The sequence below is a fragment of the Akkermansia muciniphila genome (assembly GCF_030848305.1).
Classification (GTDB): domain Bacteria; phylum Verrucomicrobiota; class Verrucomicrobiia; order Verrucomicrobiales; family Akkermansiaceae; genus Akkermansia; species Akkermansia muciniphila_A.
Genome location: NZ_CP114598.1, coordinates 371660 through 397427 on the forward strand (window position 1 = coordinate 371660; position 25768 = coordinate 397427).

At 55.3% G+C, this 25768-nt stretch carries 30 protein-coding genes; 10 read left to right on the top strand and 20 right to left on the bottom strand.

Going from position 1 to position 25768, the window contains the following annotated elements; genetic code table 11:
* Positions 1-109 precede the first annotated feature (109 nt).
* Positions 110-454 carry a histidine triad nucleotide-binding protein gene (locus tag O4G22_RS01675; protein ID WP_295977757.1) on the bottom strand — a complete coding sequence of 115 codons (345 nt, stop codon included), beginning with the start codon at positions 452-454 and terminating at the stop codon, positions 110-112.
* A gap of 55 nt (positions 455-509) precedes the next feature.
* Complete coding sequence (locus O4G22_RS01680) at positions 510-1556, bottom strand: L-threonylcarbamoyladenylate synthase (protein ID WP_297547123.1); 1047 nt, start codon at positions 1554-1556, stop codon at positions 510-512.
* Between the two features lie 262 nt (positions 1557-1818).
* Here O4G22_RS01680 and O4G22_RS01685 point away from each other — a divergent pair, with 262 nt between their 5' ends.
* Positions 1819-2349: a shikimate kinase gene (locus O4G22_RS01685; protein ID WP_297547125.1), complete on the top strand. Its 531-nt coding sequence runs from the start codon at positions 1819-1821 to the stop codon at positions 2347-2349.
* 164 nt (positions 2350-2513) lie between these two features.
* On the opposite strand, the gene rpsP is transcribed toward O4G22_RS01685, so the two are convergent.
* From rpsP to O4G22_RS01720, 7 genes are all read right to left on the bottom strand, one after another.
* The gene (gene rpsP / locus O4G22_RS01690; protein ID WP_012419329.1) at positions 2514-2756 is read right to left on the bottom strand and encodes a 30S ribosomal protein S16; all 243 of its coding nucleotides are present in this window, start codon (positions 2754-2756) and stop codon (positions 2514-2516) included.
* A 337-nt stretch (positions 2757-3093) separates the two neighbouring features.
* Positions 3094-3996, bottom strand: coding sequence for a tyrosine recombinase XerC (locus O4G22_RS01695; protein WP_297547127.1), 903 nt, complete (start codon positions 3994-3996; stop codon positions 3094-3096).
* 10 nt (positions 3997-4006) lie between these two features.
* A complete protein-coding gene (locus O4G22_RS01700) occupies positions 4007-4849 on the bottom strand; it encodes a hypothetical protein (RefSeq protein ID WP_306713907.1) in 843 nt (280 codons plus the stop codon).
* A gap of 133 nt (positions 4850-4982) precedes the next feature.
* Positions 4983-5303, bottom strand: coding sequence for a preprotein translocase subunit YajC (yajC, locus tag O4G22_RS01705; RefSeq protein WP_157738216.1), 321 nt, complete (start codon positions 5301-5303; stop codon positions 4983-4985).
* Between the two features lie 8 nt (positions 5304-5311).
* Positions 5312-6445: a tRNA guanosine(34) transglycosylase Tgt gene (tgt, locus tag O4G22_RS01710; RefSeq protein WP_306702001.1), complete on the bottom strand. Its 1134-nt coding sequence runs from the start codon at positions 6443-6445 to the stop codon at positions 5312-5314.
* A 5-nt stretch (positions 6446-6450) separates the two neighbouring features.
* Positions 6451-7047, bottom strand: coding sequence for a tRNA (guanosine(46)-N7)-methyltransferase TrmB (gene trmB / locus O4G22_RS01715; RefSeq protein WP_295977746.1), 597 nt, complete (start codon positions 7045-7047; stop codon positions 6451-6453).
* 129 nt (positions 7048-7176) lie between these two features.
* The gene (locus O4G22_RS01720; protein ID WP_094137504.1) at positions 7177-7899 is read right to left on the bottom strand and encodes an NUDIX hydrolase; all 723 of its coding nucleotides are present in this window, start codon (positions 7897-7899) and stop codon (positions 7177-7179) included.
* Positions 7900-8114: 215 nt separating this feature from the next.
* On the opposite strand from O4G22_RS01720, the gene O4G22_RS01725 reads away from it, so the two are divergent.
* Complete coding sequence (locus O4G22_RS01725; protein ID WP_094137503.1) at positions 8115-8633, top strand: septal ring lytic transglycosylase RlpA family protein; 519 nt, start codon at positions 8115-8117, stop codon at positions 8631-8633.
* A gap of 4 nt (positions 8634-8637) precedes the next feature.
* Here the strand turns inward: O4G22_RS01725 and rnhC are convergent, their stop codons facing one another.
* The gene (rnhC, locus tag O4G22_RS01730) at positions 8638-9522 is read right to left on the bottom strand and encodes a ribonuclease HIII (RefSeq protein WP_306702002.1); all 885 of its coding nucleotides are present in this window, start codon (positions 9520-9522) and stop codon (positions 8638-8640) included.
* 192 nt (positions 9523-9714) lie between these two features.
* Between rnhC and O4G22_RS01735 the strand changes: the two genes are divergently transcribed.
* The 4 genes from O4G22_RS01735 to O4G22_RS01750 all read left to right on the top strand — a co-directional run bounded on the left by O4G22_RS01735 (position 9715) and on the right by O4G22_RS01750 (position 11586).
* The gene (locus tag O4G22_RS01735) at positions 9715-10047 is read left to right on the top strand and encodes an HU family DNA-binding protein (protein WP_256150996.1); all 333 of its coding nucleotides are present in this window, start codon (positions 9715-9717) and stop codon (positions 10045-10047) included.
* A gap of 106 nt (positions 10048-10153) precedes the next feature.
* Positions 10154-10786, top strand: coding sequence for a hypothetical protein (locus O4G22_RS01740; protein ID WP_306702003.1), 633 nt, complete (start codon positions 10154-10156; stop codon positions 10784-10786).
* Positions 10787-10865: 79 nt separating this feature from the next.
* Positions 10866-11129 carry a hypothetical protein gene (locus O4G22_RS01745; RefSeq protein WP_094137500.1) on the top strand — a complete coding sequence of 88 codons (264 nt, stop codon included), beginning with the start codon at positions 10866-10868 and terminating at the stop codon, positions 11127-11129.
* A 13-nt stretch (positions 11130-11142) separates the two neighbouring features.
* Entirely contained in the window at positions 11143-11586 is a 444-nt protein-coding gene (locus O4G22_RS01750) for a hypothetical protein (protein WP_094137499.1), read from the top strand.
* Positions 11587-11849: 263 nt separating this feature from the next.
* Here the strand turns inward: O4G22_RS01750 and O4G22_RS01755 are convergent, their stop codons facing one another.
* The 4 genes from O4G22_RS01755 to O4G22_RS01770 are packed head-to-tail and all read right to left on the bottom strand — an operon-like array spanning position 11850 to position 14494.
* Complete coding sequence (locus tag O4G22_RS01755) at positions 11850-12614, bottom strand: energy transducer TonB (RefSeq protein ID WP_306702004.1); 765 nt, start codon at positions 12612-12614, stop codon at positions 11850-11852.
* 19 nt (positions 12615-12633) lie between these two features.
* Positions 12634-13065, bottom strand: a complete 432-nt coding sequence (locus O4G22_RS01760) for a hypothetical protein (RefSeq protein WP_290488430.1) — start codon at positions 13063-13065, stop codon at positions 12634-12636.
* Positions 13066-13089: 24 nt separating this feature from the next.
* Positions 13090-13740, bottom strand: coding sequence for a MotA/TolQ/ExbB proton channel family protein (locus tag O4G22_RS01765; protein ID WP_295977736.1), 651 nt, complete (start codon positions 13738-13740; stop codon positions 13090-13092).
* Positions 13741-13795: 55 nt separating this feature from the next.
* Positions 13796-14494 (bottom strand): UbiA family prenyltransferase, encoded by a 699-nt coding sequence (locus tag O4G22_RS01770; protein WP_306702005.1) that lies wholly within the window; start codon positions 14492-14494, stop codon positions 13796-13798.
* 205 nt (positions 14495-14699) lie between these two features.
* Between O4G22_RS01770 and O4G22_RS01775 the strand changes: the two genes are divergently transcribed.
* The 4 genes from O4G22_RS01775 to O4G22_RS01790 all read left to right on the top strand — a co-directional run bounded on the left by O4G22_RS01775 (position 14700) and on the right by O4G22_RS01790 (position 22763).
* Positions 14700-15818, top strand: a complete 1119-nt coding sequence (locus tag O4G22_RS01775; protein WP_179218594.1) for a peptidylprolyl isomerase — start codon at positions 14700-14702, stop codon at positions 15816-15818.
* 297 nt (positions 15819-16115) lie between these two features.
* On the top strand, positions 16116-19076 hold the full coding sequence (galB, locus tag O4G22_RS01780; RefSeq protein ID WP_306702007.1) for a beta-galactosidase GalB: 2961 nt from the start codon (positions 16116-16118) through the stop codon (positions 19074-19076).
* Between the two features lie 153 nt (positions 19077-19229).
* Positions 19230-21902, top strand: a complete 2673-nt coding sequence (locus O4G22_RS01785; protein WP_306713909.1) for a valine--tRNA ligase — start codon at positions 19230-19232, stop codon at positions 21900-21902.
* A gap of 18 nt (positions 21903-21920) precedes the next feature.
* Complete coding sequence (locus O4G22_RS01790; RefSeq protein WP_295977724.1) at positions 21921-22763, top strand: DUF4332 domain-containing protein; 843 nt, start codon at positions 21921-21923, stop codon at positions 22761-22763.
* A 482-nt stretch (positions 22764-23245) separates the two neighbouring features.
* Here O4G22_RS01790 and rplN read toward each other — a convergent pair whose 3' ends face one another.
* From rplN to rplV, 6 genes are read right to left on the bottom strand one after another with little or no spacing between them, the layout of a single operon-like run.
* Positions 23246-23611, bottom strand: coding sequence for a 50S ribosomal protein L14 (gene rplN / locus O4G22_RS01795; protein WP_012419350.1), 366 nt, complete (start codon positions 23609-23611; stop codon positions 23246-23248).
* A 37-nt stretch (positions 23612-23648) separates the two neighbouring features.
* The gene (gene rpsQ / locus O4G22_RS01800) at positions 23649-23921 is read right to left on the bottom strand and encodes a 30S ribosomal protein S17 (RefSeq protein WP_012419351.1); all 273 of its coding nucleotides are present in this window, start codon (positions 23919-23921) and stop codon (positions 23649-23651) included.
* 48 nt (positions 23922-23969) lie between these two features.
* Positions 23970-24173 carry a 50S ribosomal protein L29 gene (gene rpmC, locus O4G22_RS01805; RefSeq protein ID WP_022198347.1) on the bottom strand — a complete coding sequence of 68 codons (204 nt, stop codon included), beginning with the start codon at positions 24171-24173 and terminating at the stop codon, positions 23970-23972.
* Positions 24174-24187: 14 nt separating this feature from the next.
* Entirely contained in the window at positions 24188-24610 is a 423-nt protein-coding gene (gene rplP / locus O4G22_RS01810) for a 50S ribosomal protein L16 (protein WP_012419353.1), read from the bottom strand.
* A gap of 52 nt (positions 24611-24662) precedes the next feature.
* A complete protein-coding gene (gene rpsC, locus O4G22_RS01815; protein ID WP_012419354.1) occupies positions 24663-25352 on the bottom strand; it encodes a 30S ribosomal protein S3 in 690 nt (229 codons plus the stop codon).
* 39 nt (positions 25353-25391) lie between these two features.
* Positions 25392-25730: a 50S ribosomal protein L22 gene (gene rplV, locus O4G22_RS01820; protein ID WP_012419355.1), complete on the bottom strand. Its 339-nt coding sequence runs from the start codon at positions 25728-25730 to the stop codon at positions 25392-25394.
* Between the last annotated feature and the right edge of the window lie 38 nt (positions 25731-25768).

Below are 25768 nucleotides of genomic sequence, written 5' to 3' on the forward strand. Positions count from 1 at the left end.
AATATATTTTACAGGCATACCTGATGCCTGGCAAGCAGGCAGGGCGGCACCATTCATGGGAAATGACACACCTATTCCCCTTTCAGGCAATTCCTAAATTCGCTCCGGCCTAACCGGGAGGCCATTCCAGCTTGCGGCCTGCCAGCAGATGCATGTGCAAATGGGGAACAGCTTCCCCGGCGTCATGCCCGTTGTTGATAACCAGGCGGAATCCTCCTTCATCCAGATGAAGAGTCCGGACAATCCGCCCGACTGCCAGCATCATGTGCCCCAAAAGGGCTGTATCTTCCTCCCCGGCCTCGGAAAGGCGGGGAATGGGCTTGCGCGGAACCAGCAGCAAATGTTCCGGCGCTTGTGGGCTAATGTCCCGGAAACAAACACACAGCTCATCCTGATACACAATGTCCGCGGGAATTTCCCCGGAACAGATTTTTTCAAATAACGTAGCGGCCATAAGATTAAAAAAGAATCTGCAATAACTTTAACATGTTTTGTAAACCGTGGGCAAGTTATTCTCTGACGGCCGAAGCGCGTCGCAGACGATCCATAATAGCGCGGCCCAGGCCGGATTCCGGGACGGATTCCGCCACAATGACGTCAATAGCTTCATTTTCATCCATCTGCCTCATTAGGGCAAACAGGCGGACGGCAGCTTCTGCCAGCCGCCCGCTGCCGGGACTCATGGCTACCACTTCCGCCCAATTCCCTTCCCGGGCAAGATCGGACGTTCCTTCATAAGAAAGCAAGCCATACCTCACACCCTCCGCCGGAGCGAAATCCCTCCCCGGTTCCAGCAACAGCATAGGTTTACGCGGGGCATAATGGCTGGTGAGCTGTCCCGGCGCATCTGCCGGAGATGTTTCTGAAACAGGGCGGCAGGAAGGCTTGCGGCGCACTACCTTGACCAGATTGCGGAATTGTTCCCGGGGCACCGGCCCCTCACGCAGCAATTCCAGGAAAGGCTTGCCCTTCTCGTCAAGCATAGGGCGCACAATCGTGCTTTCCAGCCCCTCGGAACAGGCTCCGGCGTCCAGAATCATTTCAATACTGCCCCCCAATTCCTTCTGCACGGCAGAAGCGGAAGTAGGGCTGATATGGCCGAAGCGGTTGGCGCTGGGCGCAGCTATAGGACGCCCCAGCGCTTTCGCCACCCCCCGCATGGCAGGATGAGCGCTTACGCGAACGGCCACCGTAGGAAGGCCGCTGGTTACAATATCCGGAATAATATCCGCCTTTGGCAACACCAGGGTCAGCGGCCCCGGCCAGAATCTGGAAGCAAGCGTATGCACCAGATCTTTCAGCCCCTCCGGAACGGCGGTATATTTTTCCACCTCACTCCCATGATGCACATGAATAATCAACGGATCAAAAGAAGGCCTTCCCTTGGCTTCAAAAATCCTTGCCACCGCTTCCGGGTTCAAGGCATCCGCTCCCAGGCCGTATACAGTCTCCGTGGGAATCCCCACCAGCGCTCCCGCACCCAGAGCTTCCGCCGCACGGGCATACAGTTTGCGGTTGTCTGACAGGGGATCTACCTCGAACAATTCGGTTTGCATGGCTCTATCCTTGCCTGAAGAAGCTCCTGCGTCAAGCAAGACCTCCTTTCCCGGAAGGGAGAAAACAGACAAATGAATAAGAGCACGCCCCGCGGCACCATCCTTCTCCTCTCTTTTTCCAACTGCCTTTCCTCCGCACTACCTTTACGGACTTCCCTCGAATGAAAGCTGGCGTGAGAAAAGGCCATTCCGCTAAAAAGTTGTTTTCTCACGCCTCCGGATTGAGTACAATCGAGCCGTGAATGGGGCCGCGTCAACATCCTTGCCAAACATCATCCTGATCGGGCTGATGGGATGCGGCAAAACAACCATAGGAAAGGAACTGCACCGGGAAACGCACCTTGGTTTTACGGATACGGACCAGTTAATCGAACGCCAGACGGGGATGCACATTCCGCAGATTTTCAAAATCCATGGGGAATCACATTTTCGGGACCTGGAAACCGGAATCCTGCGGCAGCTTCAAACGTCCGCCGTACAAAGCCGCATTATTTCCACGGGAGGCGGCATCATTATCAGACCGGAAAACCGGCTGCTACTGAAAAAACTGGGCTTCGTCGTCTGGCTTCATACAGACGTGAATATCCTGTACCAGCGTATTTCCAGATGCACCAACCGCCCCCTGCTCCAACACCCCAATCCCAAAGCCGTGCTGAAACATCTCATGAATGAACGGCATGATTTTTACCGGGAAACGGCGCACTTGACCATTGATACGGCCAATCTCCACATTCATGAAATCGCATTCGGCATTCTGGAATCCGCCAGAGTATTCCGGTCCCGACGGCAATAATGCCGCACCGTTTTTCTGTGGGCGGGAACCTTTCTCTTCCTGATCCGCCTTAACGCAAGAACTTCCAGGGAAACCCTTTTTCCCGCTCCATGCGCAAGAAACAACAAAAGGCGATCCCCGTCAAAGGAACGCCTTCAGGAAAATGATAATGTACCGGAAAAGGCTTAAGCCTTACGGGCTTTACGGATCATTGAATTCACCGTTTCAGAGGGCTGCGCTCCGTTAGCAAGCCATTTGTCAACCTTTTCCAGGTTAATGGTATAGTTGACACCTTCCTTCATGGGATCATAAGAACCCACTTGTTCGATGTAACGGCCGTCACGACGCGCACGGCTGTCGACAACAACGATTTTGTAGTAAGGACGGTCCTTGGAACCCTGACGGTTGAGTCTGATTGCTACTGCCATATCAATTATAAATAAAAGGTGTTAATGGAAAACTTGCGCGCCTTGCCACTCACATGCGTGCGCGTTTGGCTTTCCATAGCGGGTGCAGATGTATGCGATATAATGGAGTCATTGTCAATACCAGAGTTATTTTTACGGGAAAAAAGCCTCTCATCCATTTCTGCGTCAGGGGAAATTTTCCACCGCCATGAGGTCAAAAGAATACAGCATGCTGAATCCTCCCGCCTCCAGAACAAGAGACAATATTCCATCCGGTATTCCGGCATACCGTCCCGTAAAAGGAACGAATGGGCTGCCAGCGGAAAATAAATTCCTCCTTCATGGAACAAAACAATCCTTATGCCCTGGGATGCGACTGTCTGTACACTTCCGCCATTCTGGCACGCGTCACATGCGTGTAAATCTGGGTAGTGGACAGGGAAGCATGGCCCAGCAGTTCCTGGACGGAACGGAGATCTGCCCCGGCCTCCAGAATGTGCGTGGCGAATGTATGCCTGATCTTATGGGGAGAAATGGTAAAAGGAATGGAAGACAGCTTCACATATTTATTCAGCATCATCTGTACGGCGCGAGCGCTTAGCCGGGTTCCTATACGGGAAACAAACAAGGGGGAATTCTTCGGCAGGCAGGCCATGACAACGTAAGTCTCCAGAGCTGCCAGAGCAGGAGTTCCCACCGGCAGAATGCGCTCCTTGCGCCCCTTCCCCATTACTTTCACGCCCCGGAAACGGTGATCCACACTGCCGACATCCAGCCCTACCAGTTCACTCAGGCGCATCCCGCAGGAATAAAAAAGTTCCAATATGGCCGCATCACGGTAGGGAAGCCATGCGGGGGCATTGGAGGGAACGGCAGTCTTGTAGGGAAGCTCCAGCAATTCCAACATCTGGTTGAGCGTCAGAAAAACGGGAAGTGTTTTCTTTTTCCTGGGAAGGGAAACGCCCGTCATTGGATTCGCCTCCAGCCCGCGCCTCCGCATCATGAAACGGTAAAAACTGCGCAGGGCGGCAAACCTCAGCCGGATGGAGGACGTGGCGGCTTCATCCTTCAGCTCCTGGAAAAGCCAGTCCCTCATCTGGTCCGGCGTGCACTTCTCCCACCCTGGGAATGAATCAGCCGCCCAGGCCCTGAACTGGCGCAAGGCGCGGGCGTACACCTCCACCGTATGAGGAGAAGCCTGCTTTTCCACCTCCAGATATTGAAGAAAGTCCTGTTCCGGTTCCAGAGGAATCCCCATCATGAAGAATAAATTACTCCGTACCTTTATCTTTTTCATCCCCGGCATCCACCGGCGATTCCTTCAGCAGCACTTCGCTGATATTGGCCCGGATGAACAAATCAATATCGTCCGGTTCTTCCATGGAATACAGAGGGCTGTCCTCATGGCTGTCCGCCAGGGCCTGCTCTCTCTCCACCGGGCTGAGCACACCGTCCTGATCCAAATCGTAAAGCTCCATCATCTCCTTCATTTTGACCTGGTACAGAGCCGCGGCATCTTTCATGACAACGGCATGCTCCTCCGGATCAATGCGGCCATTCCCATTGGCGTCATAATGATGCAGTAACATATTACGAGTCAGCAGAAACAATCCGGGAGCAACCATGAAACGCTTCTTCCCCACCGTGCGAATTTCCACCAGAGGCATTTCCATTCCCTCCGCAGGGGGGGGAGGCGGAGGAATTTTCCGCCTCTCACCGGGTGGGGAAAGCGGAATGCCGTCTCTCTTGTCCGGACCAGCATCCGCTCTGCGTCCCCCTCTCCGCTTTTCTACATGTTGCCGGAAAGCCCTGTACTCTTCCGGGGAAAGCCTTCCGTCCCCATCCTTATCAAACTGCCTCAGAAAGGCCTTTCTGGCCTCCCGCCGCGCAGCGCGGGCATCCTCCACTAACCGGGCCTTATCCTGATCGGACAAAATTCCCGTGCCCGTGCTGTCATAGCGGTCCAAGACCATTTGGCGGATAAGCAAAGTCACCTGAAGGCATTCCAGTCCGGCCCCGGGGGCGGTCTCCTTTTTCCCGCAGTCTCCGGAAAACACGGATTGCCCTGCCGCAAACGGGAACAGACCACACGCCAGCGCTGCAGAACATGACAAAATAAACATGTGGGGCAATCTCATCATCACTTTTACTAACCCCGCCGGGAAAAGACGGTTTCAAAAATAAACATCCGCCCCTGCCGGCGGGCGACATGGGCGGATGCAGGAAACGTACGGAAAGCGGAAAAACTTACTTCTCCACTTGAACGATCGCGTTCTTTTCCAATTCAATCACCACGCCTTCCGCAATCTTGAGGGAAACGGTGCGCTCATTCACCTTCTCCACAAAACCGTGCAGCCCTGCGTTTGTAATCACCTTGTCTCCGCGCTGCAGGGCCGCGATGCGCGCCTGCTGCTCCTTCTGAGCCTTTCTCTGGGGACGGATCAGCATCACCCAGAACAGGACGATGATAATCACAAACATGAACATGGGACTGGCGAGAATCTGCTGAAACATATTTGCAGGTTCCTGCCCGGCGGCGCCCGCCGCATCCTGAGCCTGTGCTAACATAAAGATATTCATAAAATGTCGTTTGCTTGATACCGCGCGATAAACGAATCCTTGAAGGAACCGAACGTGCCGGCGGCTATGGCCTCGCGCGCCTGGGCCATCAGCCGGAGATAGAATTCCAGATTCTGAAAAGAAAGCAATCTTAAAGCGAGTATTTCACCGGCTTTAAACAGATGCCGCACGTAAGCGCGGGAAAATTGCGTGACATGCGGATGCCCCTCCGGATCAATCGGGCGGGAATCCGTCGCCCAGCGCTGATTTTTGATATGCATGGGGCCGTCCGGAGTCAAAGCCACGCCGTGGCGGGCCAGGCGGGTAGGCATCACGCAGTCAAACATATCCACGCCGCGGGCAATCATCTCCAGCAATTGGGGGGGGGTGCCCAGCCCCATGGCGTACCGGGGCTTTTCCTCCGGCAGCCAGGGAGCGGAATGATCAATGGCGCGGAGCATTTCATCCTCCGGCTCTCCCACGGAAACGCCGCCGATGGCGTACCCGTCAAAATCCATGGCTGCCAGTTCTTCCGCGCACTTCTTTCTTAAATCCGCATACACGGAACCCTGCACAATGCCGAAATGGTGCTGACGCCCTTCCCCGGAACGGGGCTGATGTTCCTGCACCCACGCCTTGCAGCGGCGGGCCCAACGGAGCGTGTAACCCAGGGAAGCCTCCGCGTACTTCCTGTCGCAGGGATAAGGGGGGCACTCGTCAAACAGCATGGCAATATCACTGCCCAGGTCCGCCTGGATCTCCATGGACCGCTCCGGGCTCAGCATCATGTACGCCCCGTCCAAATGGTTCTGGAAACGCACCCCTTCTTCCGTAATCTTACGGAGCTTGGCAAGGGACCAGACCTGGAACCCGCCGGAATCCGTTAAAATAGGGCGGTTCCAGGAGGAAAATTTGTGTAATCCGCCCATTTGCCTAATCAAAGAGGAACCTGGGCGCAGGGACAAATGATAGGTATTTCCCAGAATAATTTCAGCACCCAGCGTCTCCAAATCCTGCGGATGCATGGTTTTTACGGAACCCTGCGTTCCCACCGGCATGAAAATGGGGGTGGAAACCTGTCCATGCGGCAACTCAAGCGAACCCAGGCGCGCAGCCGTGGAAGAATCTTTTTGATGAAGTATAAAAGGCATCGGAATCAGACTTTCTGCAATTTGATAAAACGGGCGCGGTAAATCGGTTTTCCCATGGCCTCCCATTGAAGCTGGAAATCCGTTCGGGGATAAAAAAATTCGTCCTCATCCCAACTGGCGCGGCTAAACAGCCCGCTGCGCGCCACATGGTCCAGCACCCACAGAAAATACCCTTCATGATCCGTCTTGAACAGAAACTCCCCGCCATCGGACAGGGCTTGGTGCAGCACGGGAAGAAAATCCTCCTGCACCAGCCGGTTCTTATGGTGTCTCTCCTTGGGCCACGGATCCGGACATAAATAATGCAGCCGGGAAATGCAGCCGGGCTGCATCATCCACTCCAGAAAATAACGGCTCTCCACGCGAAACACCTTCACGTTATCCAGTCCGCGGACGGCCGCCCGGGAACAAACTCCCCGCACACGGCCCAAAAGCCGTTCTATCCCCAGAAAACGGCGCTCCGGATAATGATCCGCCATCTGGAGCAGGAACCCACCGTCCCCACACCCCAAATCAACCTCAAAAGGACCATCCGCGCCAAAAATATCAGAAGGCGCCAGCACCTTGAAAAAATCGTCTGGAATAAAGGCCGGATTTATCATGGGAATCAACGTGCGGATAAGATGCGTTACAAAGCGGACTCTGTCAAACGAGAAGAACCCCGCCCCCGCAAACATGGCGGGGCGGGGCCCGGAAAAACGGAAAAATTAAACCGAAACGGCCCGACGCCGTCAGCTCCGGCAATAAAGGCGATTATAAATTTTACGGTCAAAACGGTAATAGCGCGCGGCGCGGTGGGGAACCCCCTCCTCCTTCTCATCCAGCGGCACAATGTAGGGGCGGGAAGCGATTTTTTTGTGGAAATTACGCACATCCATGGGCTTGCCGTGAATCTCCTCATTCAACCGCCGGAGCTGAAGAGCCGTAAACTTGGCAGGCAGCATGTCATAAATCAGCGCAGGCTCCTTCTTCACGGAAGAACGCACTCTCTCCAGCGCCAGGTCAATAATATCCCGGTGATCAAACGCCAGTTCCGGCAGGTCATCTACAGGCACCCAGCGGGTCTTGTGGCTTTCCATCAGTCTGCGCAGCTTGGTGGAAATCCTGATCATGGCCATGTAGGCCACCGTCACCAGACGCCCTATCTTCTGGCCGGAAACAGCCTCCACCCATGCCCTGTCCTCCGGATTCTTGATGCGCGATGGCGCGCCGAACGTATGGAATTGTTCCAAGTGAGGGGAAGACATGCCGGTCATGTCAAACAGAACGCGGCGGGCGGCGGCATCCAGTTCTTCCTCCTCATAAATCAAATCGCCGGGCAACTTGGAAATAGCGCCGGTATGTCCTGGTTCAAACTGCGTCTTCTCTACCAGAAGAACTTTCAAACCTTCCTCATCGAACCCGATCAACACACAATCCACTGAGAGATGCGGATAAAATGCCTGTCTGCTCATTATGTTATCTATTATTGTAGTAAGTTCCCAGAATCGTACCAACGCTACGCAAGCGGTCCAACCAAGTCAACCAAAATCAAAATAGGAACGGCAATGAAAAAACTCCCCCTTTACCCCAGCAAACATCACGCCACTTCAGGAATCCAGTTTCTCATGGGCGGCAAAACGCGCCCGCGTCTTGCATTTCACCATCTTCCCGTCCATATAATAGAATCATGCAGACAGGTATCATCAGGGGAATGTCCGTGCTGGCCGGGCTGCTATGGCTGGCATCCTGCTCATCTTCTCCCAAAAGCCGGGATTATCCGGGCTACATGATCCGTCCCTACACCATCCGGGGGCACCGCTACCATCCCATGAACGTGGAACAGGCGCTGACGTATGAACAAACGGGAATTGCCTCCCATTACAATGAATGCGCCCTTTGGGGGCTCGTCAGCGGAAAAACGGCTATCGGAGAAAACGTGCGCCCCTGGCACCTGCACGCGGCGCATCCTACCCTTCCCCTCCCGTGCGAAGTGCTCGTTCAATCCCTTCGAACAGGCAAAACCGTGAAAGTCCGCGTGAACGACAGAGGGCCCTTCATCAAAAACAGAATCATCGACCTTAGTGAAGAGGCCGCAGAACGGCTGGACATGAAACACCACGGACTGGACAAAGTCAAAATCACCGTACTTTCCGTAGGAGACGGGAAATGGAAAAAAGAAGCGCCCCCTTGCGCCACTCCGGTCTGATTCCCTACTTCAACACATTCCGCGTGGTCTTAAAATGCATCTTGGCCACCTTGGGCAGCATTTCTTCCCCATGCAGGGCCACCAGCTGGCGCGCGGCCTTCACCACTTGGCCGGAAGCGCCCAGCGGCAACTTCATGCCGGCACCCTCCCCCGCCGCATCCATCCAGTTCACAAAACGTTCGCGCGCCAGAATGGATGCCGCGGCCACAGCCACATCGCTCTCCGCCCGGACACGCTGTTCCAGCCGGATAGACACCTTTTTGGCGGCAAGCGCCCTCTTCAGAACAAACGGATTGGCGAACTGGTCGCTCAACGCCATGGGGCAATCCGGCACCTTGGCAGCCAGCCCCTCAATCACCGTAGCATGCCCCCAGGCCAGAAAACGGTTCAAATTCCCGAACTCCGGATAAAGCTGGTTATACCGTTCCGGACCAATGCTTACCAGGTGAAACCGGATGCCAGGCACCCTGCGGATCCCCTCCGCCAGGAAACGGATTCTGGATGAAGACCCTACCATCTTGCTGTCGCAAACGCCCAGCTTGCGCAAAGCGGAGCCGATGCCCCCGTCCACATAAACGCCTGCAACCACCAGCGGGCCGAAGTAATCTCCCTTTCCACTCTCGTCAATCCCGAAGTGGGGAACAAAACCGCCTCCTTCTTCCATCTCTTCCGGCTGGGTCAAAACTCCGGTCACCTGCGGTTCCAGCGTAAACTCTACAAAATCATCCGTTCCCTTCCCCTGCAGAAGAAGCTTGTTCTTCTTCTCGTAAACCGTCGCCAGCAGGGAAGGCCCGGCAAAGGAAAAACGCGCGTAGGGAACCTCTCTTCTTTCAAACCCCTTTTCCTCAAGAATGGACTCAAGCCTTCCGGCCTGGGCGTCAGTCAGCATGGTTGTAAACGTGGTTCGCATATATCATCCTTCCCGGAGCCGGAACACCCCGGCGGCAAGCAATGGAAGCATCCCAACCATTCCGGTCAAGCAAAATTCCCGCATCGCGCGGTTAAGGACGTAAAAATCAAGCATGCCACGGATTATGTGATTTTTTAGGAGACAAATCATGCACGCTGAACTATAAAACTCATACATTCATATCATTCTGCACTTCATATGGCTAAAACATTAACAAAACGAGACCTCGTTAACAAAATCAGCGCCGAAACCAACTTCACCCAGATTGAAGTGTTCGACATCGTACAGCGTGCCGTGGACATTATCTCCAGCACCCTTGCTGAAGGCGACCGTGTGGTGATTCGCAATTTCGGAACCTTCCAGGTGAAGGAAGTGAAGCCCAAAGTAGGCCGCAACCCCAAAAACCCTGACCAGGATGTGCCGATTCCGGCCCGTTCCGTTGTCAAATTCAAGGTTGGCAAGGAATTGAAGGACCAGGTCGCCAAGCTGACCGCTTCCAAGTAATCCCTGCAGGGATCAGACAGATTACTCCGGGCGCCTCCATCAAACAATGGAGGCGTCTTTTTGTTTGCAATTTGCGCGCCATTCGGGAATATAAGGAACCGTGAGCATGTTCCGGATACAGCACCTTCTTCTGATTGCCGCAGCAACGCTTTGCTCCTGCGCCACAGAACGCACGGTAGCCACAAACTTTCAACCCCGGCAACGCCCTGATTCGGAAAAAACGGACGCAGAGCTAATGGATGCTCTGGAAGCGAAATTCGCCGGCGGCTTCGGCCAGCAAACGGACAAGGAAGGAAATACCAGGATGGTGTCCCAGAAACGAAGTTCTTTTGAAGGGCTCCGGTACAGCGGCAACACGTCTCAAATCGCAAAAAAGGCTTTTGAAACCGCATCCTTTGAAAAAAAGAACTTTGACGGCGCCTCCACCCGGTTTGAAACAAAGAAATGGGACGGCATCAAATCCTTCACGGATGGCAAACTGGAAACGCCAGACTTCATCGCCCACGCCAGGGGAGTAAATACTCACTCCTGGCAGGATGCCTCCAAACAATACGCCACGCAGCAATCCGGCTTTCAGGGGCGCTCCTGGAAAGAAGCGGACAAAAGCCTCGGCCGCACCGTCAACCGGGACATTGAAGCCAAGAGACAAAGCTTTGGACAACCAACTATCATGGGTGCGAGGCAGGCCCAGGCGCACACTATCCAGGAAACGAGGGAAATGATGGGGCGTACGGACTAACGCGCCGATGTTTCAGACGTGATCCCATGCCACATTTCAGATTCGACATTGTTTTCAGCCGCCATCTATAATTCCTCCCGTGAGTGCCAAAGACGTTCCTCCTTCCATCACCCTGCCTACCAGCGACTACCATACCATTGTCAAAATGAGCAATCATGCCGTCGTGGGAGTCTTCCGCCAGCATGTCTTTGCGCGCCGCAGCACGCGCCGTTACGCGCCCCCCATCCCTGAAGAACACGACTCCTATTGCGTTAAAAGAACTCCGGAGCGTGTCATGGTTCAAATCTTTCATAACGGCAACGAAGTTTACCGTTGCATTTTTGTGCCGCCTGCCGATTATTGACGGCAGGACAACCATGAAAGCGCCTTTTTTCAGTCCGGCCTTCTGCCTCATTACAAGCCTGATTACAGCCTGTTCTTCCCCCTCCGGCCCCAATGCGTGGACGCCGGTCACCTCCGGTTCCCCGCGTGCGCCCATCCCCCAGAACGAAGTTCTGGTCATTGACGAATACCCCATGGGGGAATACACCAACGTGGGGCATTTTAATGGACCGGAAGGGCGCATTGTCCATGTCTCCATGGAAGATAAGGAACTAATCGACTACTTCACCAGGGAAGCTGCGGCCATGGGAGGCAATACTGTCGTCATCAGGGAACCCCGCATTCGGTACCGTTCCGGTGAAGGCAAGAGCAGCCGCGTGGACGTCATCTATGTTCGGGAAGAAATGGGAACGCACGGGGCGGAAGACCTGGGCATGGACTCACTCCCCATTGATGAAGAATCTCTGCGGATTTACTAGTTCCGCCGGAATCTTCCCGTGCGCCCTTTCCTGCCCGGAATTTTCTCACCCCCTTCTATTGGCCGCACCGCAATGCGGACATTCTGCACGGGAATTCCCATCCTCCATATAAAACCGGAATCCGCATATCCGGCACTGGAACTTGCGCCTCCGCTCCAGAAAAGACCGTACCCATCCCACAACCAGGAAAACAAACACCACAGCGCAAAAACCGCCGGCGGCCAGTAAAAACAGGCGCAGCAAAAAATCCTGGAGGGTCATGCTCACGGTTCTTCCTCCTTCCATTCGATGGACATGGTGCCGCTCCGCGGCTCCCTGGACGGAACCCAGCGCAAAGACCGGGCGAACCTCATGGCGGACTCATCCGCGCCATTGCTGCCGGAAGACTCCAGCAACAACACTTGAGAAGGAACGCCCCAGACATCAACCACCACAAAAAAATCACTCCTCAGCCCCGTGTGATCTTCACTTCTGGAAAAACCGGACAGTGAGCCGGCTGTAACAATCCGTCCGTCCAGCCCCGGAGAACAAAAAGACAAATAGGGAATGCATGCTCCGGAAACCTCCAAGGAAGGATTCATCATGGCGCGTATATGAAAATCCGGATGCTGCCACATACGCCAGACCTGATCCGCCACAGTAGGCACGGACAGGGAAGGCAGAAGCGCCAGAGAAGTATCCGTGGAACGCGGAGAAGGCAAAGCCACGCCCATTTCTCCGGTCGGGCCAGCCGTGACCGGATCAGCCCAGACGGGGCCTCTCACAGGCAGAGGAGTATTGCGCAGTACATACTGGTGCAGGCGCGGATGATCCGCAGGCAGCAACACCACGGCCCCCGGCTGCTCCCCCCTGCTGCGGATTTCCGGCATCCCCACATGAACAAAAAGGGCGGCGGCAAAAGCGCAAACGCCAAAAAAAAGCATCCACATCAAAATGCGCCAGCGCAGCATGCCGGTCTCCCTCCAGTCAAACGTCAATCCCAAATGAAGGTCGAAAATTTTATCCCGGCTCTTTTTATTCAGCTTCATGAGGTAAAAAGGGAAAAAATCAATCCGCGGGCTCGGCGGCAATATAACACGTCATTCCCTTGGCAAGCACCATATCCACCAGCTGTTGTTCCAGGGCCCGTGAAACGGAATAATCCAAACGCAGGGCAATCCCCATACGGCTCCCATTCTCCCCGTGCTCCCGGGAAATCCGGTCCAATTCTGAAGAAACGCCTGGCAGACCGCCTTCAATCAGGCGGTTTCCGATATAAAAAGCGGGCTGGTCACCAGCCGTAACTGAAATAAACTCCACATCCCCCACAATGTTCATCAGAAAATGGGAAGAAGGAGCCTTTACTTCATACCCGTACGCCATACCCACACGGGAAGTCATGAGCGTCAGCACGCAAACAAGAACGACCAAATCCAGCAGGACGACCACCTGAATAAAAAACGCCCCGGCGGGCAATGTTGAGCGGGTCTTGATCTGCATGACTTTCCTCCTTCCCTGTTGCACTCACACGCCCCGGCCGTTCATGCTCTCTCCGGCCTCGCGCCTTTGCCGGGCATCACACACCAGGCAAACGGCCTCCGTACCGGCCCGTTCCAGGGAATGTACAATCTGGCGGGAGCGGGAAGCCAGGTAGGAATAAAACAAATAAGCGGGAATAGCAATGCTCAGCCCCAGCGCGGAACTAAGCAAGGCCTGGTAAACGGCATCCGACATGGCGAGAGTGGGCGCCTTCCCTTCCAGAACACCCGGCTGGGAATAAAACCCCACCAGCCCCTGGATCGTCCCCAGCACGCCGATGAGCGGGCTCACCGTAGCCACTACCAGCAATCCGCGGATATTCTTTTCAATCTGAAACACCTCCATCTGCACGGAATCCTCTGCCACAGTCCGGAGCTCTTCACGCCTCAATCCGGCATGAGCCAGCACGGAAGAAACCACTCGGGCCGCAGGTTCCGGCAAAATGGAAGCCTCATGCCGGGCTTCATCCGTCTTCCCGGCATTTACCAGCTTGGAAATGCCTCTTAAAAAATCTCCAGTATTAATCTGAATCCTGTGAAAATACAAAATCCGCTCCGCAACAACCGCCAGCGCGTAAACGGCCAGAACGCTCAAAACCCAGAACAACGGACCTATCTTGATGATCAATTCATTCATAACCCTCTTTTTCGCGTTAGATCATGCACACTTCCCATGTAAATTCAACTCAAACCTATGTGGCCCGGCAGCCGAGCTTCTGCAGCAACCGTGCTCCCGCCCATAATAAGACGGCGCCAACCCACAGCAGGGAGCCGAAACTCAGGAGCCATACCGCATCAAACAGGCACATGCCGGAAAGCAGCACCACTACGGCCGTTTGAACCCGGGGCCTGCCCGCCTCACGCCGTGCTGCGGCGGAAATCACGCAGGTAAACAAAAACAAACCGAAAGCATACCACAACAACGCCGGAGGAAGAACGGACTCTCCCCCCGCACGGGCAAACGCCAGACCGGCGGCCAGCGCCCACACACCGCGGCACAACCCCATCAAAACAATGGAGCCACTCCACAGTTTATGGAACACATTATACAGGGAAATCACAACCAGCAGCAACGCCCCCACGGCAAACTCCCCGCCCAGCGCCATATTCAGCAACAAACCGGACAACCCGGCCGCCAAAGACAACAGCCTCAGTACGGAAACGCTCACCGCGCCGCACGGAACGGGGCGGTCTGGATAACGGGCGGCATCCCATCCGGCGTCCACACGGTCATTCTCCCACATGCCATACAAATAAAAGCACAGCCCCATCAGCGCTACGCCCGCATACAGGGCGGGAGGCGGCAGCTCCGCCCCCCGGACGGAAGCCCACGCCGCCGCCGCATTGGTAAACAACGTGGGAATATTGGCCGGACGGGAGGAACGAAGCACTCCTCTCAATAAACGGCAATCATGCATCGCCGCATACTGTACAGGGAAAAACAGCAATGACCAAGCACATCCACAGTCAGTAAAAGTGCGGGAACCGCTATCCCCCCCAATGCAGGGAGGCATCCATACATACCCAGAAATAGATTGTCTTTGCGGGGCGGGCCCCTATCATGCCGGAAGCATTAAAAATACTCTTCTCTCCCCCATGAATATCAGGACCCACATCCAGGCGCTTCTCATCTGTACCATGCCCCTGTCCGCACAGGGACAAAGCATCGTGGATTCAGGGGCCTCCCTTCCGCGGGCCGTCCAGCTTCACGGGGATGATGGCAGGGAAACGGTACGGCCAGACGAATCCAAGCGCATCTCCCCGAATGAAGCGCCAGCCTCCCGCGTTCAACCCCAGAGAATCGTCAACCGGATTGCTGCCACAGTCAACGGCCGTCCCATCACAGCCAATGAAGTCAGCGTGCGGCTCATGCCCATCGGAGCGCAACTCGCGGCCCAATACCCCAAACAGGGGCCCGAATTTTACAAACAACTTGCCCTGGCGAAAAAAAACATCATTGAAGACCTGGTGGAAAGAGAACTGCTCCGCAACGAATTTGAAGGCATGGGCGGCGTCATCAGAGACTCACTCATTGACCAGGAAATCAACCGCACCATCCTGACCACTTTCAACGGAGATCGCTCCGCCTTCCTGAAAAATTTGAACCTCTCCGGCATGACCATCCGCGCTTTCCGGGAAATGACGAAAAAACAGCTTCAGGTTCAAATCATGCGGGCTTCCAAATACGACCAGGAAATACCGCCTACTCCGGAGGAAATACAGCAGGAATACGAGGCTACCAAAGAACAATACCGGGACCTGACCAAAGACAAAATCAAATTCAAGAAAATCTTCATCCCGATGCTGGGGGATGACTCCGCCTCCACGCCGGAAGTACAGCTTAACCTGGCGGAACTCATCGCCAAGGAAATCAAATCCAAAAACGCCACCTTTGAGGAAATGGCCAAACGCTATTCCAAGGATCTATATGCGGAAAAAGGCGGTGACTGGCCCGTTACGGAACGCTCCACGCTCTCCCCGGAATCCGCGGCCATCATCTTTGGCGCACAGTCCGGCGAAATCATCGGGCCGCTGGTGGACTCCACCGGCTTCACCATCGTGCTGGTGGAGAAAAAAGAACTGGCTCCTCCGCCCCCCCTCTCCGCCATCAAGGAGCAGATTGACATCATGGCGCGCAACAAACGCAGCAATGAACGTTATAAAAAATGGGTGGAACGCCTCCGGAAAAAAGCCATCGTCAAAATATACATCTGACTTTTTCTCCTTCCCCCCGTTGCCGGACCGGCCCATTCAGCAAGGCCGGTCCGGCGTTCTCTCTTTCATTCCCCCGTTTCCCTGGCCGCCGGCCGTTCCGTCCGCTCTCCTTCTCATAACCGGGGCATCTTCCGCTGGCCCATATCTCCGGAAGACGCCTTCATACATAACTGGACGGCTGCGGCAAGTCATCCCGCCTGACGCGTGAAACCCTGTTGACGGAATCCGGCCTGAAACCGGATTCCGCTGAATAAAAATCTTGCAAGATCGCAGATTTCCAGTCGTAATATCACAGATATGTTCACCAATATTACACGCACGACCCTCTGCATTACTGCGTTCAGCATCGCCGGCCTCATGGCGGCGCCTCTGGATGCGACCAAAACGGAGAGCCTGGATTGGAACTGGAAATTCGCCCGTTTCGGGAAAATGCCGGATGGCAGTACTCAACCGGAACCGGGAAAAGCCATGGGCTTCGCCACTGCCACCAGTGAAGAATCCGGCAATCCGGCGGACAATGCCGTGGACGGGGACAAGTCCACCCGCTGGTGTGCCGACAGCGGCAAAAGCGGAGAAAAAATCACCGTGGACATGGGACGCCCCGCAGACGTGAAAACCGTCAACATCCTGTGGGAAAAACAAAGCAACCATCTTTTCAAGCTGGAAGGCTCCGGTGACGGGAAACGCTGGACGACTATTGAAGACAAAACTTCCGGGCAAAACGACTCCAGGGAAGACACGGTAGAAAACAAAACCGGCAAACCGCGTTACTTCCGCATCACCGTCACGGGCAACAACCAGAGCAACTGGGCCAGCATCCGTGAAATCACCTTTAAAAACGACAAAGGGGAAATCATCCGCCCTCAGGCCGCCGCCGGAACCGGCAACGCGGACAATCCCTCCAGCCCCTCTTTCAACGACAAAAACTGGCGTTCCTTGAACCTGCCGCACGACTGGGGCGTGGAAGGCCCCTTCCGGATGGAAATTGAGAACAGAACAGGAAAACTCCCCTGGGTCGGCATTGGCTGGTACCGCAAGACGTTGGAAATCCCGGCGGATGCCAAGGGCAACCAATTCTACCTGGACTTTGACGGCGTTATGTCCCGCCCGAAAATCTATGTGAACGGGCATCTGGCCGGCGAATGGAAATACGGCTACAGCTCCTTCCGCGTAGACATCACGCCCTTCCTGAAATTCGGGCAGAAAAACACCATTGCCGTCAGAGTGGACAATCCGCCCAGCTCCTCCCGCTGGTATCCGGGCGGCGGCATCTACCGCCATGTGTGGCTCACGGAATCCAATCCTGTGCATATCGAACACTGGGGCGTCTTCGTCAAAACTCCGGAAATCACCAAATCCGCCGCCAAGGTGGAAGTGGACACCACGGTGAAAAACACTACGGACAAAGCCGTCATCCCCACTGTTACTGAAGAAATTCTGGACGGCGGTAAAATCGTCGCCTCCACAACCGCCAAGGGGAAAGAAATTCCCGCCGGGGAAAAAGGCAAAATCACCAGTACGCTGACGCTCAAAAACCCCACTCTGTGGACGCTCAACGCGCCCCATCTGTACAAGATGAAAACCACGGTCCGGCTGGGAGACAAAATCATCGACCAAAAAGTCACCAACTTCGGTGTAAGAACCGTTGAATGGAAACCCACGGGATTCTACCTTAACGGGGAGCGCGTGCAGCTCAAGGGCGTTTGCCAGCACCATGACCTGGGACCGCTCGGCTCCGCCGCCCACAAGCGAGGCTATGAACGCCAGATTGAAATCCTGAAGGAATTCGGCGTCAACTCCATCCGCACATCCCACAACCCGCCCGCTCCGGAAGTGCTGGATCTGTGCGATAAAATGGGCATCCTGGTCATTGACGAGCTTTTCGACGTATGGCAATGCTCCAAAGAAGGCGTCAACAACGAATCCTTCAACGAATGGCATGAACGGGACGTGGTCAACCTCTGCCACCGGGACCGCAACCACCCCAGTGTCATTGCGTGGAGTTCGGGAAATGAAGTTCCGGAACAGGGAATGACGAATCTTCACCATATCTCCCAGACCCTGACGGATCTTTTCCACCGGGAAGACCCCACGCGCAAAGTAACCTCCGGCTGCAACAACGCCAATGCCGCACGCAACGGCTTTGGGGACACCCTGGACGTTTACGGTTACAACTACAAGCCCTGGGCTTATAAAGGCTTCGCCAAGGACCGCCCCCACCAGCCGTTCTATGGTGCGGAAACAGCATCCTGCGTCAGCTCTCGCGGAGAATACTTCTTCCCTGTGGACTGGAACAAGGGCAAGGGATTTTACCTCTACCAGGTCAGTTCCTATGACCTGTACGCCCCAGGCTGGGCCAACCGTCCGGATGTGGAATTCGCCGCTCAGGAAGACAACCCCAACAGCGCGGGAGAATATGTATGGACGGGCTTTGACTACATCGGAGAACCCACCCCGTACAACCTGGACGCCACCAACGCCCTGAACGTTCCGGAAGGGCCGGAACGCGAAAAGCTGATGGCGGAACTCAAAAAACTGGGAGACCGCGCGCCCTCCCGCAGCTCCTACTTCGGCATCGTGGACCTGTGCGGCTTCAAAAAGGACCGCTTCTACATCTACCAGGCCCACTGGAGGCCGGATGTCAAGATGGCGCACATCCTGCCGCACTGGAACTGGCCGGAACGCAAGGGACAGGTAACGCCCGTGCATGTTTACACCAGCGGGGATGAAGCGGAACTCTTCCTGAACGGGAAATCCCTGGGCGTCCGCAAAAAGGGCACTGGGGAAAAAGACCGTTACCGCCTCGTGTGGGAAGACGTCAAATACACGCCCGGCACCCTCAAAGTAGTCGCCAAAAAGGACGGTAAAATTTGGGCTACGGACACGGTAACCACTACCGGAAAACCTGCGGCGCTCACCCTCAAGCCGGACCGCAACGAAATCAAGGGAGACGGATATGACCTGTCCTATGTCACCGTAGCCGTCCGCGATGCCCAGGGCCGTATGGTGCCCCGGAGCAAAAACCAGCTCACCTTCAAGGTAAGCGGCCCCGCGGACATCGCCGGCATCTGCAACGGCGATCCCACGGACTTCACCACCATGGCGAATCCGGAAAACAGGAAAATCATGAAAATCAAGGCCTTCAACGGCCTTGCCCAGGTCGTTCTGCGCTCCCGCAAGGGAGAATCCGGAAAAGTGACGCTCCAGGTCATCTCCAACGGCCTCAAGCCGGCTCAGACCACTGTGACGGTCAAATAACAAACCGGAAAACTCTCCGTTCCGGCCGCCGGGATCCGACAGGAACCCGGCGGCTTTTTCATCACATTATTCCGGGGGAAAAGAGACATCTTTCCCCTCTCTCCCGGACAGGTAGGGATTGAAAGAAAAAAACTTTATGCTACCCTTTTGCCCATGTCTGATCTGCCCAAAGCATATGATCCCTCCCTGGTGGAAGAAAAATGGCAATCCCGCTGGATTGAAGAAGGTTGTTTCAAGGCTGACCCGGCTTCTGAAAAGCCTGCCTACTCTGTCGTCATCCCTCCCCCCAACGTCACGGGAGTGCTGCATCTGGGCCATGTGCTGAACAACACCATCCAGGACATCCTGGTACGCCGCGCGCGCCAGAAAGGATATGAAGCCCTCTGGCTGCCCGGCACAGACCATGCCGGCATCGCCACGCAGGTAAGGGTGGAAAAAGACCTCAAACAGACAACGGGCCAGAGCCGTCATGATCTGGGCCGTGAAGCCTTCCTGGAAAAAGTCTGGGAATGGAAAGAAAAACACGGAGGCATCATCATCAACCAGCTCCACAAGCTGGGTTGCTCCTGCGACTGGGACCGCGAACGCTTCACGATGGATGAGGAATACACCAAAGCCGTCGGACAGGTCTTCATTGAACTCTTTAAGGAAGGGCTCATCTACCGGGGGCGCCGCATGGTCAACTGGTGTCCCGTATCCCTCACGGCCCTCTCTGATGAAGAAGTCATCATGACTGAGCAAAAAAGCAAGCTCTACACCGTTCTTTACAAACTGGAAGACGGCTCCGGCGCCCTCCATGTAGCCACTACCCGCCCGGAAACCATCATGGCGGACGTGGCTGTGGCCGTCAACCCGAAGGATCCGCGGTACGCCCACCTCATCGGAAAAAACGTCATGCGTCCGCTCAACCCCACCCCCATCCCTATCATCGGAGATGAATATGTAGAAATAGAATTCGGCACGGGCGCTCTGAAAATCACGCCGGCCCATGACAAGGCCGACTTTGAAATAGGCCGGAAATTCAACCTGGAAATTATCGACATCCTTACCCCCGACGGTCATATCAACTGCCCGGAAGTACCCGAACTTCACGGCATGGACCGCTTTGACGCGCGTCGTAAATCCGTGGAAATGCTGGAAGCCTCCGGACTCATGGTCAACATAGAAGACTATGATAACAAAGTCGGGTTCTCCGAACGCGCCAATGTCCCGATTGAACCGCGCCTCTCCATGCAGTGGTTCCTTAAATACCCCTGCGTAAAAGAAGCTGCGGACGCCGTAGCGGAAGGGGATATCACTTTTCGCCCCGCGCGCTGGGCGAAAACCTACGCCCACTGGCTGGAAAACATCCAGGACTGGTGCATCTCCCGCCAACTCTGGTGGGGCCATCGCATCCCCGTCTGGTACCGCAAGGACAAGGCGGAAGAACTCAAGAACGCCCCGGCGCTGGACGCCTCCGCACTGGAACAGGGCTTCCTCTACGTGGGAACCGAACCGCCTCAGGACCCGGACAACTGGATTCAGGACAACGACGTAATGGACACATGGTTCTCCTCCTGGCTGTGGCCTTTCTCCACCATGGATGAAGAGACCCGCGCCAAATTCTATCCCACTACGGATCTTGTCACGGGACCGGACATCATCTTCTTCTGGGTGGCGCGCATGATCATGGCCGGATACCGCTTCCAGCATAACAAACCGTTCAGCAACGTCTTTTTCACGTCTATCATCCGTGACAAAATCGGGCGTAAAATGAGCAAATCCCTGGGCAACTCCCCGGATCCGCTGGACCTGATCGCCAACTACGGAGCAGACGGCCTCCGCTTCGGCCTCATGCGTATCGCCCCCACGGGAACGGATGTGCGCTTTGACGAAAACCAGATCAGCGAAGGCCGCAACTTTGCCAACAAACTGTACAATGCCACGCGCTTCCGGCTGATGCAGGGAGATGCCAGGGGAGGAACGGCCCCGCACTACTCGTCCGTGCATATTTCCATCATCTCCAAGCTCAAGCAACTGCATGCAGATGTAGAAAAAGCGCTGGCGGACTACGAATTCAACGCCCTCATCCAGACCCTGTACCAATTCTTCTGGAACGAATACTGCGACCGCTTCCTGGAAGCCGTCAAAGGTGACCTGAAGGACGGGGCGGACCCTGCGGCGCGGGCGGCCACGCTCACCACCATGGACACGGTGCTCAGGCACTACCTGGCTCTTCTGCATCCGGTCATGCCTCATATCACGGAAGAACTCTGGGCCTCCCTGGGCTTTGCGGAAGGCAACGGCGGCCTGCCGCTCATGCGCACTCCCCTCCCCTCTGCCGAAAACCTTCTGGCGGGACTTGATGAAAGCCGCATCACCCTGGCGAATACCCAGGCCGCGGCTCTTTATGAAACGGCCAACAAGGCCCGCAACCTGAAAGCGGAATACGACCTTTCCAACAATAAAAACGTCAGCTTCATCCTGAAAACTCCCCACGACGTTCCCCAGGACCTTCTCTCCCGCCTGGCCATTCTGGCGAACGCCAAATCCGTCATCCGGGACGCGGCCTACTCCTCTCCCAAAGGAACGCCGGCAACCCTCACGCCGCTTGGGGAACTCTTCCTGCCTCTGGAAGGCCTTATTGACGTGGAAGCGGAAAAGGAACGCCTGGGCAGGGAACTGGACAAAATAGCCAGGGAAATAGCCAAATCCGCGGCCAAGCTGGGTAATGCAGGCTTTGTGGAAAGAGCTCCGGCGGAAGTCGTGAACCAGGAAAAAGCCCGTCTGGCGGACTGGGAAGCAAAACAATCCCAGTTAAAAGGGATGCTTGATTCCCTTTCCTAACCATCTATCATTCCGGGAATGAATAATATTCAAAAGTACTTTGCCGGCCGCGAGCAATTCATTGAATTGCTTGAAGCGGTGGGCATACGCACTCTTGAACAATTCGCTTCCGCGGACCCCTCCACCGTTTTGCCTGAACTCCACCAGGCAAAACGGATGTTGAAACTGCAAACGGAAATTCCTTCCGCTCCCGTTTTCAGGGAATGGGTGAATCAGGCTCTTTCCTCTCCCACGGCGCCGGAACCGGAGCTTCTTCCCTCCCATGAGGAAGACGCCCTCCCCCTTGCCACGCCTGTTGACCCTCCGGTTACTGATTCTTCAGAAAACAGAAAGGAACGGGGACGTTCCCATACGGACGGTCCGCCAAAACATCTCTCCGCCAAGGCCAGGCTGCAGGAAGAACACTGCTACCATCCCGCAAAACATGTTCACACCCTCAAGAAGCCGAAAACCTACCTTCGCAAAAAGGGCATCAAGCACATGACCTCCTTCCGGACATGGATGGGAGCCGTTACCGTCCTGCTCCTGTTCGTCTGCATCCTCTTCTCCATTTCGGTCACCACTCTTGTGCTTCTCAATGGAGAACGAGGCTGGCCATTAATCAGCCTCTGCTTCGGCCCCTGGATTCTGGCGATGATTCTCTATCTCTCCCTGGCGCTTCCCCGGAAATGCAGCGTGTGCAGGGCTCATGTCTTTTCCTTTAAAAAATACACTCGCAATAAGGCGGCCCACCACATTCCCCTGTTCGGCTACGTATTTGCCACGGCGCTGCATATATTCCTCTTCCGCTGGTTCCGTTGCCCGGCCTGCGGTTCCTCCCAGCAGCTGGGAAAATGCCGAACTGAACAGCACAGGCATTAACGAATGCCTTAGCTCCTGCGCCAGACTTCCCGGGTTCCCGGTTTCTTGCCTTCTCTTTTCCCCTTGCCAGGCATTTGGAAGGAGATTCCTCATCTGTCCGTTCCTTCCATTATTTCCCCTGTTCCCTCACTTCAAATCCGCGTTTTGACAGAACAGAAAGCCCCTTCCTGCTTCTCCTGGTTCCAGGGAACGGCTTCCGGCAAAGCCTACCCCCCTTCCGGTAACTTATTCTATAAAAATCCACCAACAGGAACCGCCCCAAAGCCGGCCAGGAAAAATACGGCTATAAGGCCGCTGCCCCGGATCTTCCGAATAAAAACGTCTCCTTCCTCTTCTCGTACGCCAGGCAAGGGATGTGTTCCGACAACCTTTTCCCTATATGGGAACCACACTGCAATGCAAATTGATCAGCAAAATGCGGACAATAAAAAACGCCGTCCTCCCTTTCAGAGGACGGCGTTTAAAATCCTGAGGCGTCTTGATTAGAGCACTTCCGGAGCAAGGGAAACAATCTTCATGAACTTCTTTTCACGGAGTTCACGAGCGACTGGCCCGAAAATACGGGTGCCGCGCGGGTTGTTATCCTTGTCGATGATGACGACGGCATTGCCGTCAAAACGAAGCACGGAACCGTCATCACGGCGGATCGGGGCGGCGGTGCGTACTACCACGGCCTTCACCACGGTTCCTTTCTTCACGGAAGCGGTGGGAATGGATTCGCGGATGTGGCAGGTAATAATGTCGCCAATGTGAGCCTGACGGGTGCGCTTGCCGATAACGCCAATCATCTTGGCGGAGCGGGCGCCGGTATTGTCGGCTACCTGGACTAGGGATTCCATCTGGATCATGGTATCAAATCTCCTTTACTTAATGGTTGATTCCTGATTAATGGGTAAGCACTTCCACCAGTTCCCAGCACTTCAGCTTGGAAAGCGGGCGGGTTTCAACGATACGTACCTTATCGCCTACCTTGGCCGTGGAATTCTCGTCGTGGGCATAGAACTTCTTGCTCTTCTTGACGATCTTCTTGAACTTGGGGTGCGGAACGCGGGCGACGTACTCCACAACGATGGTCTTGTCCATCTTGGTGGAAGTCACCACGCCGACGCGCGTCTTGCGAAGGCCGGGCTTCTTGGTTGTTTCGGTTTGTTCGGACATTGGATTCTAAAAGTGTTAGAATATTCTGTAATTACCGGAAATCCTCAATTAAACCTCCCCGGTTTCGCCCTGAATGGTAAGGGCGCGGGCAAGGTCCTTGCGGACGGTGCGGATTCTCTGGTTGTTTTCCAGCTGACCGGTAGCCTGCTGGAGGCGGAGATTGAAAAGTTCTTCACGAAGGCTGCGCACCAGAGCGGAAAGCTCCTTGGCGGACATAGCACGAAGTTCTTTGGCGGAGTTCTTATCGGACATGGTGATGAGTAGCTTTAGTGTTGAACGCCTTGACGATAGACGAAGCGGGTTGATACGCCCAGCTTGTTGGAAGCCAGCCGAAGGGCCTCACGCGCCTGAGATTCGGTCACGCCGCCTACTTCAAACAGAATGTTGCCGGGACGGACAACGGCTACCCAGCCTTCCACAGCGCCCTTACCCTTACCCATACGGGTATCCGGGGGACGGGACGTAAAGGATTTCTGCGGGAAAATGCGGATGAACACCTTACCTTTACGTTTCAGGTAACGGTTGATCGCAATACGGCAGGCTTCAATCTGGTTGTTGGTGATCCAACCACGGTCGAGCACCTGAAGGCCGAAGTCACCAAAAGCAACATAGGTACCGCTGGTGGCATTGCCGGAACGGCTGCCGCGGTGCATCTTGCGGTGCTTCACTCTCTTGGGCATTAAAGGCATATCTTATTCCTCCTTGTGTTAAGTGTGATGAACAAATGTGGTAGCGGCTTTCTCAGGCGCGCGGACGACGGGGTCCGCGGGGGCCGGACGGACGGGAATTCTGCTGGGAGACGACTTCATCGCGCTTGTTGACCCAGCACTTCACACCGATGATGCCGTACAGGGTACGGGCTTCGGCGAAACCGTAGTCAATCGGAGTGCGGAGCGTCTGCAACGGCACCTTGCCTTCGCGGTACCATTCGGCACGGGCAATATCAGCCCCGCCAAGACGGCCGGCGCAACGGATGCGGATGCCGTCGGCCCCGCGTTCCATGGCAACCTGCACGGCGCGCTTCATGGCGCGGCGGAAGGAAACGCGGCGTTCCAGCTGGACAGCCACGTTCTCTGCAATAAGCTGGGCGTCCGTTTCAGGGGAGCGGATTTCCACAATGTCAATGTTGACCTGGGTGGAAGCGCCGCACAGGCCCTGGAGATACTGGCGGATCTTTTCAATTTCCTCGCCCTTGCGGCCAATGACAAGACCCGGACGGGCAGTGTGGACGGTGATACGGACACTGTTCCAGGCGCGTTCAATCACGATGCTGGAAACGGCGGCGGACATCAACTGTTCCTTGATGTACTTGCGCATCACCAAGTCTTCATGCAGCTTGGTGGCGTAATCCTGGCCCGTGGCGTACCACTTGGAGCGCCAGTCCTTGTTGACGGCGAGGCGGAACCCGATTGGATTTACTTTCTGACCCATGATATTAGTTCAGCTATATGTGTGTTAGATTGGTATGGCCTAGCCTTCTTGATCGGCCAGGATAACGGTGATATGGGATGTGCGCTTGCGGATCATGTTGGCGGATCCGCGGGCGCGGGGCATCGTGCGGCGCATCGTGGGGCCCTCATCGACCATGACGGACTTGACCACCAGCGTATCAACGGACAGTTCCGCATTATTTTCGGCGTTGGCCAGCGCGGACTTGAGCGTCTTATTCAGCAGGTAGGCACCCTTCTTGGGGGTGTAGGACAGGATGTCGGTCGCCTGGGAGACGGACAAGCCTTGGATTTCTTGAGCAACATCGCGCATCTTCTTGGCGGAGATGCGGGCGTATTTGTAAACAGCTTTCACTTCCATGGGTTTTTCCTCGTAGTGCAGGTTATTATGAAGATGAT